Origin of the sequence: Bradyrhizobium sp. AUGA SZCCT0177, from assembly GCF_018130125.1 — a bacterium.
Classification (GTDB): Bacteria; Pseudomonadota; Alphaproteobacteria; order Rhizobiales; family Xanthobacteraceae; genus Bradyrhizobium.
Map to the genome: position 1 here is coordinate 135154 of NZ_JAFCMA010000001.1, position 14047 is coordinate 149200.

14 protein-coding genes are annotated in these 14047 nt (G+C 61.7%); 5 read left to right on the plus strand and 9 right to left on the minus strand.

The window, feature by feature from the left end; genetic code table 11:
• The first annotated feature begins 157 nt into the window (after positions 1 to 157).
• Entirely contained in the window at positions 158 to 1033 is an 876-nt protein-coding gene (locus JQ597_RS00750; RefSeq protein WP_212261765.1) for an ornithine carbamoyltransferase, read from the plus strand.
• Between the two features lie 15 nt (positions 1034 to 1048).
• On the opposite strand, the gene JQ597_RS00755 is transcribed toward JQ597_RS00750, so the two are convergent.
• From JQ597_RS00755 to JQ597_RS00765, 3 genes are all read right to left on the minus strand, one after another.
• Positions 1049 to 2155: a DUF2336 domain-containing protein gene (locus JQ597_RS00755; RefSeq protein WP_212261768.1), complete on the minus strand. Its 1107-nt coding sequence runs from the start codon at positions 2153 to 2155 to the stop codon at positions 1049 to 1051.
• A gap of 81 nt (positions 2156 to 2236) precedes the next feature.
• Complete coding sequence (locus tag JQ597_RS00760; protein WP_212261770.1) at positions 2237 to 3277, minus strand: HD-GYP domain-containing protein; 1041 nt, start codon at positions 3275 to 3277, stop codon at positions 2237 to 2239.
• Between the two features lie 185 nt (positions 3278 to 3462).
• Positions 3463 to 3888, minus strand: a complete 426-nt coding sequence (locus JQ597_RS00765; RefSeq protein ID WP_212261773.1) for a hypothetical protein — start codon at positions 3886 to 3888, stop codon at positions 3463 to 3465.
• A 339-nt stretch (positions 3889 to 4227) separates the two neighbouring features.
• Between JQ597_RS00765 and JQ597_RS38015 the strand changes: the two genes are divergently transcribed.
• Both JQ597_RS38015 and JQ597_RS00770 read left to right on the plus strand, forming a co-directional pair.
• Entirely contained in the window at positions 4228 to 4362 is a 135-nt protein-coding gene (locus tag JQ597_RS38015; protein ID WP_283813379.1) for a hypothetical protein, read from the plus strand.
• A gap of 250 nt (positions 4363 to 4612) precedes the next feature.
• Positions 4613 to 5695 (plus strand): methyl-accepting chemotaxis protein, encoded by a 1083-nt coding sequence (locus JQ597_RS00770; RefSeq protein ID WP_212261775.1) that lies wholly within the window; start codon positions 4613 to 4615, stop codon positions 5693 to 5695.
• 106 nt (positions 5696 to 5801) lie between these two features.
• Here JQ597_RS00770 and JQ597_RS00775 read toward each other — a convergent pair whose 3' ends face one another.
• From JQ597_RS00775 to JQ597_RS00800, 6 genes are all read right to left on the minus strand, one after another.
• Positions 5802 to 6521, minus strand: a complete 720-nt coding sequence (locus JQ597_RS00775; protein ID WP_212261778.1) for a haloacid dehalogenase type II — start codon at positions 6519 to 6521, stop codon at positions 5802 to 5804.
• Positions 6522 to 6568: 47 nt separating this feature from the next.
• Positions 6569 to 7018, minus strand: a complete 450-nt coding sequence (locus JQ597_RS00780) for a GNAT family N-acetyltransferase (RefSeq protein ID WP_212261779.1) — start codon at positions 7016 to 7018, stop codon at positions 6569 to 6571.
• 132 nt (positions 7019 to 7150) lie between these two features.
• Complete coding sequence (gene glpX, locus JQ597_RS00785) at positions 7151 to 8149, minus strand: class II fructose-bisphosphatase (RefSeq protein WP_212261782.1); 999 nt, start codon at positions 8147 to 8149, stop codon at positions 7151 to 7153.
• A gap of 108 nt (positions 8150 to 8257) precedes the next feature.
• The gene (locus JQ597_RS00790) at positions 8258 to 9577 is read right to left on the minus strand and encodes a homoserine dehydrogenase (protein ID WP_211995012.1); all 1320 of its coding nucleotides are present in this window, start codon (positions 9575 to 9577) and stop codon (positions 8258 to 8260) included.
• Between the two features lie 79 nt (positions 9578 to 9656).
• Positions 9657 to 10877, minus strand: coding sequence for an LL-diaminopimelate aminotransferase (locus tag JQ597_RS00795; RefSeq protein ID WP_211995011.1), 1221 nt, complete (start codon positions 10875 to 10877; stop codon positions 9657 to 9659).
• Between the two features lie 278 nt (positions 10878 to 11155).
• Positions 11156 to 11449: a hypothetical protein gene (locus JQ597_RS00800; protein WP_212261783.1), complete on the minus strand. Its 294-nt coding sequence runs from the start codon at positions 11447 to 11449 to the stop codon at positions 11156 to 11158.
• A gap of 297 nt (positions 11450 to 11746) precedes the next feature.
• On the opposite strand from JQ597_RS00800, the gene JQ597_RS00805 reads away from it, so the two are divergent.
• Positions 11747 to 13552 (plus strand): PHA/PHB synthase family protein, encoded by a 1806-nt coding sequence (locus JQ597_RS00805; protein WP_212261786.1) that lies wholly within the window; start codon positions 11747 to 11749, stop codon positions 13550 to 13552.
• 70 nt (positions 13553 to 13622) lie between these two features.
• Positions 13623 to 14021: an MAPEG family protein gene (locus JQ597_RS00810; RefSeq protein WP_212261790.1), complete on the plus strand. Its 399-nt coding sequence runs from the start codon at positions 13623 to 13625 to the stop codon at positions 14019 to 14021.
• The last annotated feature ends 26 nt before the right edge of the window (positions 14022 to 14047 follow it).

Below are 14047 nucleotides of genomic sequence, written 5' to 3' on the forward strand. Positions count from 1 at the left end.
CGATTGTTCGCTAGAGCCCCGAATCCATTAGAGACACTCGAGCCAAGGTTGTAAACAAGCCCGTAGGATTGGAGCCGAAGAAGTAGTTCCACGCCGCCCGCGCCGGGCGCACCGTCTGGATGGGACGCCGGTAATTGAAATTATAAGCAAGAGAACCATGAACGAGAAAACCCGCGATCTTTTGGCGATCAGCGATCTGAATGCCTCCGACGCGATGGCGATCATCGAGCGCGCCCAGAACATGGCGGCGTTCTGGCGCCAGCGGCGGATGGTTCAAAGCCTGGCCGGCCGTCGAATCGTGCTCGTGGTGAACGACTCCGGCTGGAGGAACACGACGGCCTTTGACCTCGGCATCCAGGCCATGGGCGGCATTTGCACCCATGCGCCATTGCGGTGGGATACGCGGGAGGATTTGCCTGATCTCGCCGCCTACCTCGACAATTGGTTCGACGGAATTGTCACCCGTGCGCCGGATCTGGCCGTCATGCGATCTCTTGCCCATTCGGCGCGCGCACCTGTCATCAACGCCCGTACCCGGCAAAACCATCCCTGCGAAACGCTCGGCGATCTGGCCTTTCACCTCCACCGGCACAGCCGTATCGAGGGGATCAAGGTCGGGGTTATCGCTCCAAAATCCAACATTCTGGGATCGTGGATCGAGGCTGCGGCGGTCCTGCCGATCAACGTCGTCCAGGTCCATCCCGACAAATGGCTCGACCAGGATGCCGCGGCTTCCACGCTGCGCTTTCGCACCAGCGCCGATATGAACGAACTTGTTGATGCCGACCTTGTCGTCACCGATTGCTGGGCAGCCGATGCTGAACCCGAGGAGTTGCTTGAATATCAGGTCACGCCCACACTGCTGGACAGGCTCCACCCGGAGGCCGACTTCGTGCCCTGCCCTCCGGTATCCCGTGGCAAAGAGGTATCCGCCGATGCCATGACGCATCGGGCATGTCGCGTTATTGAAGCCAAAGCCTTTCTGCTCCACGCCCAAAATGCAGTTCTGGAGTGGGCATTCGACGTCTCCTGACGTCAGCGCAGATTTCTACTGCCGTGCCGCAGCTGCACAATTAATCTTTTTCGCCGCCATTCGATCGGCTCCGAACCGCGCCGTCCACTGCGCCACAGACAGCAATAAGGTGTCAAATACCTCGTGAGCTTGATCGAGCTCGCGTTGCGTCGGCGGCGCGCAACCTGGCCGATTGCGGATGATCATCGTCATTGTCGACCAGCTTAACCTGCTGGCTCTGCACGCCACGATCAGTCCATACAACCGCTCTGGCTCCATCAATGGCTCAATTGCCTCGATCTTCACCTCAGACAACAATGAGAGCGCTGCCACCACGTGGACGTATTCGCTCCGAACCGCAAACCGGTTCACCGTTGAATCGTTGAGCTTGCCGGAGCGATTGAGCGCCAGGACCTCGGCCTGCGCCTGGGTGTAGTCAATCTTCTTTCGCGGAGCGGCGTTGATCGGTTTGGCGTTCGTCCCACGCGCCTGCACAACCGGCCGCGGTGCCGTCAAAAATCGCGCCCGCACGATGTCGGTCGCCTTTGTGAGCAGCTCTCGCAGCAAATTCGCAGGAATGTCCAGTCGGAGGCCGAGCTTTTCGGTGAGGCTTTCGTCACGCTCGGCCCTTCCGACAAGCGTCGCGTAACCGCATTCGGAGAACCGCGCTCCCGCATTTCGCGCGAGCGCGTTGGAGACGTTGACATCGCCAAGCCTCATCAGCGCATCGGTCAGCGTTTCGCTGAGAGTATTTCTGCCGGAGATTGCCAACAAATGCTGCTGGCTACGGGTCTTGACGATTTCAATAAGGTCCGCTTCCGACAGACGATTGGAGTTTCGCAGAACGGGCGCAGCCACCAAGGGATCATCGTGAAACGCAAGCTTGCGGATGGTCTCGCACGGCGCGAGATCCGTCGTGGACAGGGCTTCGCTCAGGTGGACCAGGGTTGCTGCCTCGATCCGCCCGATCAGGGGCACAAGGACGCCATCGAACGCAGCTATCTGGGATTCACGGAGGCGATCGACATTGGACAAGAACAGGGCCGCCACCTGCTTCAGAATTCGGGCATCCCGCTGAGCCGACTCATCCTTTGCGGCCCCGGTCAGTCCCGCGATAGAATCCGGCGATGCTGCGGCCACCATGGCTAGTCTAGCTCCATATGAGAAGTCCGGGCTGAAATTACCTTGCAGAAAACGTCGCAAACCTCATTCCGCAGTTTTGGGTCATGCCGTTAGCGCCACGTTCTGAAACACCTTCACGAGCGACCGTTCCAGCTTTCCATCCATGGCGCACAGGATCTTGTAGGCATCCTGCCGGGACATTGCCGGTCTGTACGGCCGCGACTCGATGAGCGCGGCGAAAATGTCGGATATCGTCAACAATCGTACGAGGTCGGAAATCTCCGGCGCCGTCAGCCCATCGGGATAACCGGAACCATCCAGAAACTCGTGGTGGTGCCTCACGCCATCAAGAGTCTCCGGGCTAATTCCCGGCAGAGCCTTCAACAATTCGTATCCGATAATCGGATGGCGTTTCATGATCTCTTCTTCGCCCGGGTCAAGACGTCCGGGCTTGTCGAGAATAGCCAGGGGAATGCGTGCCTTTCCGACATCGTGCAGAGTGGCGGCCAGTCCGAGCCGCTTTACGTCGGCATTGGAGAACTTGATACTCAGGGCGAAGCCGACCGCCACTCCCGTGACCAGCAGGCAGTGCTGGAACGTGCCTTGGTGATAGCGGCGCACGTCGTCAAGCCAGACGCCAAGTCCGTTTTGCTCGATACCGTTGACGATCTCCGATGTGGCGTCCTCGGCACTCGAAAGCGTTAGCGGTTTGCCCTCCCGTATCGCCGCAAACATGGATGCGAAGGCTGCCGCACCATCGGTGATCTCGGTTGATGCGACGGCAATGCCGGCCTGCGCGGCCCTCTGGGCGACATCGATTTGCTGCAGTTTCGATATGATTTCCTTTGGACGCGAAACCACGGCTGTCGCGCCAAGTGCATACGCCTGAGCCACCATGTGGTGCAGATGGTTCTGAACGACAAACAGCTTTTCCGAAGCGCAACGCAGGTCCTGCAGGACACGCTTGATCTGTTCCACAGGGACTGGCTTGCGCAGGTCGGCGTCAACCATCAATACGCCGCCTGAGCTGATCCTCGCGTTGCCGGTCCCCAGCAATTGGGGCTGAACGTCATATTGCGGCTCCAGCATCGCGCGGATGGCTGGAATCTTCGTGGGTTCATCGGTAACGAAATGAACAAGCATGGTGCCACCTGTGAAAGCCGACTCTGCGGTCTCTCCGGTTCAGCGAACGCAATGGTGAACAATCATTCCAAGCAATAACGGATAATCGTACGCAAACCTCCCTAACGGGAGATTGCCGCCATGCCGGTTTTTCTCCGGACTTCTACGTAACCTTGTTGGGTGAGGGGTCCGCCCTGCCGCGCTGATCAGGCCGGCGTGACGACGACGTAGGGAATGCTGATCAAGATAACCGCCAGCTCGACCGCATTGCACAGCATGCCGCCCCAATGCAGCCGCCGCAGCCGGCGCACCGCACCGGCGTCGCCGGCATCCCTGGCACGAAGCTGCGCATCCCACCGCTGCAGAAACCAGCGGCGCGCCCAGACCGCGAAGGCCGCGATCAAGGCAATTCCAATGGCGACAAACAGCCGGCCCGTCATGGCAACGGCGACCGTCCCAATGGCGCCGGCAATGGCCACCATCAGGAAATAGGAGCTGAACATGCCGCGCAACAGCTGGGTGACCGGCGGAATGTCGAGCGACACCAGCAGAAAGGCCGGCGCCGCCAGCAGGAAATAACCCATCGGAAACAGCAGGACGACGGTGGCGAACAAGGCGACGGGATCTGGCATTATCGACACCCCTTCTTGGCCCGGCGGGCGAGGGTTTTTCCTACGGCAACTTGCAATAATATCCGCCGGGACATGTCTTCCGTACCATTGGGCTTTGGTCGGATACGATCAAGTCTCGGGAAAGCGCCCTGACGTCGCGGACTTTATCATCGGGGGCGGATTCGCGCGACCTTGGCTCATCCGGGCGACGCCTACCATTGCGTAGCCTGCGGGGCGCATTGCGCCCAACCGGCTTCACCGCCGGTTGTCACCCGGGGAACAGCGCCGCCATCGCCGATCCGTCATTGTCCTGATCAGACCGATGCAATGTTGCACCGGGACAGCAACAGGAGAAGCAACATGGAACGCGCGAACGAAAAGTCGATCGAACTGACGGCAAAAGAACTGGACGCGGTGACCGGCGGCAAGTTGGGCAACGGCACCCTGCCCTTCAACCCCTTTTCCCCGCCCTCGGTCCCGAAGAAGACCTACTGAGCCAGCGCCGGCGACCCCCGACCTCACCCGTCGGGGTTCGCGTCGTTGCGCTGCGGAGTCCCGTCGCTGCCTAAAAAATGACCTGCACAAACAACGTGCAGTTCGCCTCCGTACAACTACGCAAGCCGACCCGGAATTTAAACCCGCTATTAGGCAAGATTCGCGACAACGGATGGAACGTGCGCCCACCTAAATCCCGATTCGCTCTGCAGGAGATCGATCGAGGGGGCGAAGGCAGAGGAAGTTCCAGATGTCCGTCGCGCTTGCAAGATCGACCGCCAAAACCGCGGCCCATTCAGCGACCGACGAGGATGAATCCGACATCTCCGCGCTGATCTCCCGCCTCACCGCCGAGGTCAACCAGGTCGCCTGCGACAAGACCAAATCGATCCAGAAAATCACCAACCAGATGAAGATGCTGGCGCTGAACGCGCTGATCGAAAGCTCGCGCGCCGGCGCGCAGGGCGCCGGTTTTGCCGTGGTTGCGCAGGAAGTCCGCAACGTCGGCCAGCAGGTCGAAACCATTGCCCGCGAGCTTGAAAGCCAGCTCACCAACCGCACCGGCAATTTGATGAACTCGATCGCGCGCATGAGCGACCGGTCGCGCGGCGAGCGCATGGTGGATCTGTCGCTGAACGCCATCGAGCTGATCGACCGCAACCTCTATGAGCGCACCTGCGACGTGCGCTGGTGGGCCACCGATTCAGCCATCGTCGACTGCGCCGCCTCCCCCGATGCTTCGGCCGTCGCGCATGTGTCGGAGCGGCTCGCGGTGATTCTTGGCGCCTATACCGTGTATCTGGATCTGTGGCTCTGCGACCTCGACGGCAATGTGCTGGCCAACGGCCGGGCGGATCGCTATGGCGTCGTCGGCCAGAACGTGGCGTCGACCAAATGGTTTCGCGACGCGCGGGCTTTGCGCTCGGGCGACGACTATGTCGCGGGCGACGTTGAATCCCAGCCCCTGCTCGGCCACGCCCAGGTCGCCACTTATTGCGCCAGCGTGCGCGCCGGTGGCAAGGCGAACGCCGCCGCGGCCGGCATTCTCGCGATCCATTTCGATTGGGAAGCGCAGGCCCGCGCCATCGTCCAGGGCGTGCGCGTCGGTGCCGCCGACAAGGCCCGTGTGCTGCTGGTCGATTCGCAATTCCGCGTCATCGCGGCCTCCGACGGCCAGGGCATCCTCACCGAGCGCGTGCAGCTTTCACTGGATGGACGGCGCAGCGGCTTCTACCAGGACCGATCAGGCACGCTGGTCGCGTTTCACGCGACTCCGGGGTACGAGACGTATCGGGGGCTTGGCTGGTACGGCGTGATATTGAGCGCCGCGTAGTTGCGGAAGTGGCCAGCGTAGCCCGGATGAGCGCAGCGACATCCGGGGTTCTCTCGTACTGACACCCGCATATCGCTCCGCTCATGCGGGCTACAGGCCGCAGCTGCTAACACCCCATCCTGTCGGCAATGCCGCCAAAATCCTTGGCGACGATGTCCCAGTCGCCCTTGGCTTCGAAATCGTATTTCTGCAAGGGGCCGTATTCGGTCGGGCGCGCGACGAAGGCGGTCTTCAAACCGTATTTCTGCGCGGCTTTCAAATCCTGGTTATGCGCGGCGACCATCATCACCTGCTCCGGCGGCAGGCACAGCAATTTTGCCGCGCCGAGATAGGTTTCGGGATCGGGCTTGTAATGCTCGAACAATTCGGCCGACGTGATCAGGTCCCACGGCAGACCGGCGAACTTCGCCATGTTGGTCAAGAGCGCGACGTTGCCGTTGGAGAGCGGCGAGATGATGTATTTTGTCTTCAGCCGCGTCAGGCCCGCGACGCTGTCCGGCCAGGGATGCAGCCGGTGCCAGCCCATGGTGAGGTAATGCAAATCGGCGTCATCAAGGCCCGATATGCCGAACTGCGCGACCAGCTTTTCCAGCGATTGCCGGTGCAGCGTGTCGAGGATCATGTAGCCGCGTTCGGGATGTTTTCTCACTTCATCCATCGAGGCCGAATAGACCGCGCGCCAGCCGTCAACGAGCGCGGTCCAATCCGCCTTGATGCCCCGTGTCTGCGACCATTTGGTGAAATCCGCGATCAGGCTGCTGCGCCAGTCGACGACGGTGCCGAAGACATCGAACACCAGCGCTTTGACCGCCGAAATATCAGACATGCTTGCTCCCCCTGCCCTTGTTGTTCTTGATTGGTCGGACGCGACGATTAAAGCACCTTACGGTATTGGATGAATCCGAGATTGTCGGCAACCTTGTCGTAGAGCGCACGCGCCTGCGCATTATTCGATTGCGTCAGCCAATAGACCCGGCTTGCCCCCGCCGCCTCGGCCTTTTGATACACCGCCTCGATCAGCGCACGCCCCAGCCCATGGCGGCGCACGTCATCCGCGACGTACAGATCTTCGAGGTAACAATATCGCTTCGGCGCCCAGGTCGAGCGATGGAACAGGTAATGCGCGAACCCGGCGAGCCGGCCATCGACATAGCCGCCGAGCGCAAACATCGTCTCGTCCGGATCGTGAAACCGCGACCAGGCGAGATCGCTGACGTCCTGCGTCAGCGCCGTCTTGTAGAAGGCGAGATAGCCGTCCCACAGCGGATTCCACGCCGCACGTTCGTCTTCGCCGATCGGCCGGATGATGATTTCTCCAGCCATTTCCATGTTCCTCACAAAGCGTTTTCAAGCGAAGTGGGTACCGGTTCGCGTCAAGAAAACGCGTCAGAACAATCAAGGAGATTAGAGCGTTGGCTCTGATTTCAATCAGAGCCAACGGCTCCAATCGAGTCTCTAATCGAGGTGGAACTTGTCCAGTTGCCGGTGCTCGGCCTTGATGTAGCGGACAGTACCAGTGACCGAACGCATCACGACGGTTTCGGTTTCGATGACGTCCTTGCGGAACTTGACGCCGGACAGCAGGGAACCAGTGGTAACGCCGGTCGCCGCGAACAGGCAGTCGCCCCGCGCCATGTCCTCGATGCCGTAAATCATCTTGGGATCGGTGACGCCCATCTTGTAGGCGCGCTCGCGCTTTTCCTCGGAGTCGAGGATCAGGCGGCACTGCATCTGGCCGCCGATGCAGCGCAACGCGGCCGCCGCCAGCACGCCCTCGGGCGCACCGCCGGTGCCGATATACATGTCGACGCCGGTATTGTCGGGGTCGGCGCAATGAATCACGCCGGCGACGTCGCCGTCGGTGATCAGGCGCACCGCGGCGCCCGTGCTGCGAACGCCGGCAATGATGTCGGCGTGGCGCGGACGATCGAGCACCAGCACGGTGATTGCTGCGGGATCGACGCCTTTTGCTTTGGCGAGCCGGCGCACATTGTCGGCGGGCGAAGCGTCCAGTTCGACCACGCCCTTGGCGTAACCGGGACCGACCGCCAGCTTTTGCATGTAGACGTCAGGCGCGTGCAGCAGCGTGCCGCCATCGGCCATCGCCATGGTCGCGATCGCGCCCGGCATGTTCTTGGCGCACAGCGTGGTGCCTTCGAGCGGATCGACCGCGATATCGACCTGCGGGCCGGCGTTGAGGCCGACCTTCTCGCCGATGAACAGCATCGGCGCCTCGTCGCGCTCGCCCTCGCCGATCACGATAGTGCCTTCGATCGGCAGCTTGTTGAGCTCGCGCCGCATCGCGTCGACCGCGGCCTGGTCGGCCGCCTTTTCCTGGCCGTGGCCGCGCAAGCGCGCGGCCGAAACCGCAGCGCGTTCCGTTACCCGCACGATTTCAAGCGTGAGAATGCGCTCGAGCAACAGTTGCGGCGGAACGGAAATATGGGTCGACATAACAAGCACTCCTTTGAGTCTTCACAGCGGACCATTCGGTCCGCATATCAGTTTCTTGTGGCGCACAATCTGGGGATCGCGCATGTGCGCGAACCGGGGGATTGCGCGCTAGTTCTTCTCAATCCGTATCACCTGCGGCCGGCCGCTGATCACTTTGTCGCGCTGCACCGCTTCCAGCGCACGATAGACCGCATCTTCCGACGTTGCATAGGTAATCAGAATAACCGGAACAGGTGACGCTTTCTTGGTTGATCCGTTGGCGTCAACGCCGTCGGGATGGCGCTGCACGATCGATTCCAGCGATATCTTCTGTTCCGCCAGACGGGTCGCGATGGTGGCAGCGGTTCCAGCGAGGTCGCGCGCCATCAGGCGGATATAATAGCCGCCCTCATGGCGTTCCATCGGCGCTTTTGTGGTCGCGCGCAGGCGCTCAACCGGGCGTCCGAACGGCTTGGCGCGAATCCCGCGCGCCACATCGGCGATGTCTGCGACGACGGCGGACGCGGTGGCCGCACCTCCGGCGCCCGGGCCGACCAGCGTGATCGGCGGAATGCCCTCGCCGTCGATGGTGACGGCATTGGTGACGCCCATCACTTGCGCAATCGAGGAGGATTTCGGCACCATGGTCGGATGCACGCGCTGTTCAATTCCCTTCGCCGTCCGCACCGCGACCCCAAGCAATTTGACCCGATAGCCGAGTTCCTCCGCGGCGCGCAGATCTTCCGGCGCGATCGAGGAGATTCCTTCGACGTACACCGCGCTCTGTGCAACCTTCGTGCCGAACGCGAGGCTGGCCAGGATCGCAAGCTTTTGGGCGGTGTCGTGGCCATCGACGTCGAACGACGGATTGGCCTCGGCATAGCCGAGCCGCTGGGCGTCCTTCAGGCATTCGGCGAACGACAGGCCCTCCTGCTCCATCCGGGTCAATATGTAATTGCAGGTGCCGTTGAGGATGCCATAGACGCGATTGACTGATGTGCCGGCCAGCCCCTCGCGCAGGGTCTTGATGACGGGGATCGCAGCCCCCACCGCCGCTTCGTAGTTCAGCGCGCCGCCATGCTTCTCGGCGGCCTTCGCCAGCCGCACGCCGTGCTTGGCGATCAGCGCCTTGTTGGCTGTCACCACTGATTTGCCTGATTTGAGCGCCGCCTCGATCGCCGACAGCGCCGGATCGCCGGAACCGCCCATCAGTTCGACGAAGCAATCGATGCCGGGGTGATTGGCCAACGCCAGCGGGCTTTTGACCCATTCGATGCCGCGCAGATCGAGCTTGCGCTTCTTCACCTTGGAGCGTGCGGTGACGGCGACGACGCGCACGCCGCGTCCACTGCGCGCCGACAAGGTCCGCGCCTGCGCTTCGATGAGGCGGACGACTTCGGCGCCAACAGTGCCGAGCCCCGCGATGCCCACTTTCAGGGGTGCGACCATGACCAAAAAACCTGCCGAAGAGACCTAACCAAGCACGATCTGGTTCCGAAAACCGGAAGTCCGCTTTTCGGGATCATGCCTACCGCCGGTTGGCGAGAGGAACCACGTTGTGCAACGTTTCAATGCCGCTTTCAAGGAAGCGGCGCACGCCGCGCGCGGCCTGGCGAATACGCTGCTCGTTTTCCACCATGGCGATGCGGACATAGCCCTCGCCGTGCTCGCCAAAGGCGACGCCCGGCGACACTACCACGCCCGATTTCTCCACCATCAGGGTGGCGAACTGCATGCTGCCGACGCCCTCAAAGGCCTTCGGCAACGGCGCCCAGGCGAACATCGAGGCGGCTGGCGGCGGAATATCCCATCCCGCGCGGCCAAAACTTTCCACCAGCGCGTCGCGGCGCTTGCGGTAGGTGTCGCGCATCTCGCGAATGCAGTCATCCGGTCCGTTCAGGGCCGCGGTGGCCGCGACCTGGACCGGCGTGAACGCGCCGTAGTCGAGATAGGATTTCACCCGCGCCAGCGCGGCGATGATCCGCTCATTGCCGACGGCAAAGCCCATGCGCCAGCCCGCCATCGAAAACGTCTTCGACATCGAGGTGAATTCGACTGTGACGTCGATCGCGCCGGGAACCTGCAACACCGAGGGCGGCGGGTTCTTGTCGTCGAAATAGACTTCGGCATAGGCCAGATCCGACAGGATGAAGATCTCGTGCTTCTTCGCGAACGCCACCAGATCCTTGTAGAAATCGAGGTCGGCGACATAGGCGGTCGGATTGGAGGGATAGCAGACGATCAGCGCGATCGGCTTCGGGATCGAATGGATGATCGCGCGCTCCACCGCTTCGAAGAATTGCGGCGTCGGCTCTGAGGGTACCGAGCGGATCACGCCGCCCGCCATCAGGAAGCCGAAGGCGTGAATGGGATAGCTCGGATTGGGGCACAGCACGACGTCACCGGGCGCGGTGATCGCCTGCGCCACATTGGCGAAGCCCTCCTTGGAGCCCAGGGTCGCTACGACCTGGGTTTCCGGATTGAGCTTGACGCCGAACCGGCGCGCGTAATAGGCGGCCTGCGCCTTGCGGAGCCCGGTAATGCCGCGCGAGGCCGAATAGCGGTCGGTCCGCGGCTTGCCCAGCGTATCCTTCAGCTTCTCGATCACATGGGCCGGCGTCGGCAAATCCGGGTTGCCCATGCCGAGGTCGATGATGTCGGCACCCGCGTTCCGCGCGGCCGCCTTGGCCCGGTTGACCTGTTCGAACACGTAAGGCGGCAGACGGCGGATGCGGTAGAAATCTTCCATGGGACCCTTGCTCCGACGACCAGCGGGACAGAATCGGTAGAATCTGCGGTTTTCGAAGCCGAATTCGGCCTCGTCCAAAACTCGCGCTCAATCAATGATTTAGAGCGAATTCAGGCGCAGGATCCTGAGTGCCGGACCGTGATGCGGTTGAATTAAGGCTCTTTTAGCACGGGCGTCCCGCAGCGCCAGAGACTATAGCGTTTTCAAGCGAAAGCCTGCCCCGGACTTGATCCGGGGCGGCGGCAGGATCGCGTCACGAACGCGTCAAGACAGACAGGTTATTTGGCGGCAGGATTTGGCGCAGCGGCCGCGGCCGCCTGACGATCCCGCGCGGCACGCAGTTCGGCCTCGATCTTGGCCTGCTCCGCCGGCTTGATGACCGCCTCGTCGCGCTCCGGCGGCAGGTCGTGGACCGGCAGATAGCCGCCGGCTTCCTTCGGACGCGCGGGCGCGTCGCCCGGCACGCCGACACCTGGCAAATCCGCGATCGACGTCGAGCAGCCGCTGACCGCGAGCGCGGTGGCGAGCAGCGCGGCCATCGACCACAGCCTTATGATCCGATCCACCGGCATCCGTCCGGAAGTCCCCAATACCTGTCCCGTTGCCTTAGATCGTTTGCACAGTGCGCGTTGGCAAGGGCTGTTGGTATGCGCCTTGCAGCGCTGGATCGTCGAGCTGCGTCAAATTCTCCGCAACCCTTCAAACCATTGTCGCCCGAAACGATTAAAGCCAGAACAGGTAACTCAAACGGTGCGGCTTCAATGTGTCCGAACGGAGAAATTTTATCGCAGTGCAACAGGATTAACCCAATACTACCGCCGCCAATCGGCGCGGTGACGAACTCGAAATGAAGTTATAGTGTCCCAGACATGACCGACGTTAACACCGAAATCCACGCTGCGAAATCCTTCAACGCTGAAGCCTTCGCCATGAACATCGCCAGGGCCATGGAGAGCAGTGGCCAGGCGCTCGCGGCCTACCTGAAGCCGCGCGAAAACGGTGAGCTGAGGGACAAACCGCCGAATGAGATCGCTGAGGTGATCAAGACTTTCGGCACGGTCGCCGAATACTGGCTTTCGGACAAGGAGCGGGCGTCCGATCTGCAGGTCAAGATGGCCAAAGCCTATCTCGATCTCTGGGGTTCGACGGTGCGCCGCATGGCCGGCGAAGAGGCCCCGCCCGCGATCGAGCCGTCGCCGCGCGACAAACGCTTCAAGGATCCGGAGTGGAAGACCAACAAGTTCTTCGACTTCGTGATGCAGCTTTACCTGCTCACCACGCAATGGGCGCAGGAACTGGTGAAGAACGCCGAAGGCATCGATCCGCATACGCGCAAGAAGGCCGAATTCTACGTCCAGCAGATCAGCAATGCGATCTCGCCGTCGAATTTCGTCTTCACCAATCCGGAAGTGCTGCGCGAGACGCTGGCGTCGAACGGCGACAATCTGGTGCGCGGCATGAAGATGCTGGCCGAGGACATCGAAGCCGGCCGCGGCACGTTGCGCATCCGCCAGTCCGATCCCTCCAACCTCGTCGTCGGCGTCAACATGGCGACGACGCCGGGCAAGGTGATTTTCCAGAACGAGCTGATGCAGCTGATCCAGTACACGCCCACCACGGAAACCGTGCTGCGCACGCCGCTGCTGATCGTGCCGCCCTGGATCAACAAGTTCTACATCCTCGATCTCAAGCCCGAAAAATCCTACATCAAATGGTGCGTCGATCAGGGCATCACCGTGTTCGTGATCTCCTGGGTCAATCCGGACAAGGAACTCGGCAAGAAGACGTTTGACGACTACATGAGGCAGGGACCGCTGACCGCGATGGACGTCATCGAAAAGGTCACGGGCGAGATGAAGGTTCATACCGCGGGTTATTGCGTCGGCGGCACCCTGCTCGCCTCGACGCTGGCGTGGCTCGCCGAAAAGCGCCGCGTGCGCGTCACCTCGGCGACGTTCTTTGCAGCCCAGGTCGACTTCACCCATGCCGGCGATCTGCTTGTGTTCGTCGACGAAGACCAGATCTCGGCGCTCGAGCGCGACATGCAGGCGGCCGGCGTGCTTGAAGGCAGCAAGATGGCGATGGCCTTCAATATGCTGCGCTCGAACGACCTGATCTGGTCCTACGTCATCAGCAATTACCTGAAGGGACAACCGCCCTCCTCCTTCGACCTGCTGCACTGGAATTCCGACGCGACGCGGATGCCGGCAGCCAACCATTCCTTCTACTTGCGCAATTGCTACCTGGAGAACCGGCTGTCCACCGGCAGCATGGTGCTTGATAACACGCTGCTCGACCTCTCGAAGGTGAAGGTGCCGGTCTATAATCTGGCGACGCGCGAAGATCACATCGCGCCCGCGGATTCGGTGCTGTACGGCTCGCAGTTCTTCGGCGGGCCGGTCAAATACGTGCTGTCCGGATCCGGCCACATCGCCGGCGTGGTCAATCCGCCGGCGTCGGGAAAATATCAGTACTGGACCAACGACAACATCAAGGACGTCACCCTGGCCGAGTGGCTCAAGAACGCCACCGAGCACAAGGGATCGTGGTGGCCGGACTGGCGTCAATGGCTGGAGGGCCTCGACGCCGAGATGGTGCCCGCGCGCGCGGTCGGCTCCGAGGCGATGCCGCCGATCGAGGATGCGCCCGGCAGCTACGTTCGCGTCCGCGCGTAGCGCAAGCCCGCAGGGTTGGCTATAAGCTGATATCCCGTATCGGGAATCGAAATCGAGCGAGGGGGAAACGATGACGCGTGAACTGTTCTGGCTGACGCTGACCGTGATTTTGACCGGTCTGCTGTGGGTCCCCTACATCATCAATCGCTGTCAGATCCGCGGCCTCTCCGGCGCCATGGCCAATCCCTCGCGCAACGACAAGCCGCATTCGGAATGGGCCAACCGGCTGATGTTCGCGCATGACAACGCGGTCGAAAACCTCATCATCTTCGCCCCCCTGGTCCTGATCCTCAACGCGGCCGACTATTCCACCAAATGGACCGTGATGGCCTGCATGGTCTATTTCTGGTCCCGCGTCGCCCATCTGATCGTCTACACGCTGGGCCTGCCGGTGTTCCGCACCCTGGCCTTCACCGTCGGCTTCCTCGCGCAAGCCGTGCTGGCGCTGGCGATCTTCCAGGTGCTTTGAAAGGCATCCCGAACGTTACGTGCATC

Excerpts from the sequence above, each read along its gene's own strand:
- JQ597_RS00750 (WP_212261765.1), top strand. The coding sequence starts at position 158 with ATGAACGAGAAAACCCGCGATCTTTTGGCGATCAGCGATCTGAATGCC.
- JQ597_RS00755 (WP_212261768.1), bottom strand. The coding sequence starts at position 2,155 with ATGGTGGCCGCAGCATCGCCGGATTCTATCGCGGGACTGACCGGGGCC.
- JQ597_RS00760 (WP_212261770.1), bottom strand. The coding sequence starts at position 3,277 with ATGCTTGTTCATTTCGTTACCGATGAACCCACGAAGATTCCAGCCATC.
- JQ597_RS00765 (WP_212261773.1), bottom strand. The coding sequence starts at position 3,888 with ATGCCAGATCCCGTCGCCTTGTTCGCCACCGTCGTCCTGCTGTTTCCG.
- JQ597_RS38015 (WP_283813379.1), top strand. The coding sequence starts at position 4,228 with ATGGAACGCGCGAACGAAAAGTCGATCGAACTGACGGCAAAAGAACTG.
- JQ597_RS00770 (WP_212261775.1), top strand. The coding sequence starts at position 4,613 with ATGTCCGTCGCGCTTGCAAGATCGACCGCCAAAACCGCGGCCCATTCA.
- JQ597_RS00775 (WP_212261778.1), bottom strand. The coding sequence starts at position 6,521 with ATGTCTGATATTTCGGCGGTCAAAGCGCTGGTGTTCGATGTCTTCGGC.
- JQ597_RS00780 (WP_212261779.1), bottom strand. The coding sequence starts at position 7,018 with ATGGCTGGAGAAATCATCATCCGGCCGATCGGCGAAGACGAACGTGCG.
- glpX (WP_212261782.1), bottom strand. The coding sequence starts at position 8,149 with ATGTCGACCCATATTTCCGTTCCGCCGCAACTGTTGCTCGAGCGCATT.
- JQ597_RS00790 (WP_211995012.1), bottom strand. The coding sequence starts at position 9,577 with ATGGTCGCACCCCTGAAAGTGGGCATCGCGGGGCTCGGCACTGTTGGC.
- JQ597_RS00795 (WP_211995011.1), bottom strand. The coding sequence starts at position 10,877 with ATGGAAGATTTCTACCGCATCCGCCGTCTGCCGCCTTACGTGTTCGAA.
- JQ597_RS00800 (WP_212261783.1), bottom strand. The coding sequence starts at position 11,449 with ATGCCGGTGGATCGGATCATAAGGCTGTGGTCGATGGCCGCGCTGCTC.
- JQ597_RS00805 (WP_212261786.1), top strand. The coding sequence starts at position 11,747 with ATGACCGACGTTAACACCGAAATCCACGCTGCGAAATCCTTCAACGCT.
- JQ597_RS00810 (WP_212261790.1), top strand. The coding sequence starts at position 13,623 with ATGACGCGTGAACTGTTCTGGCTGACGCTGACCGTGATTTTGACCGGT.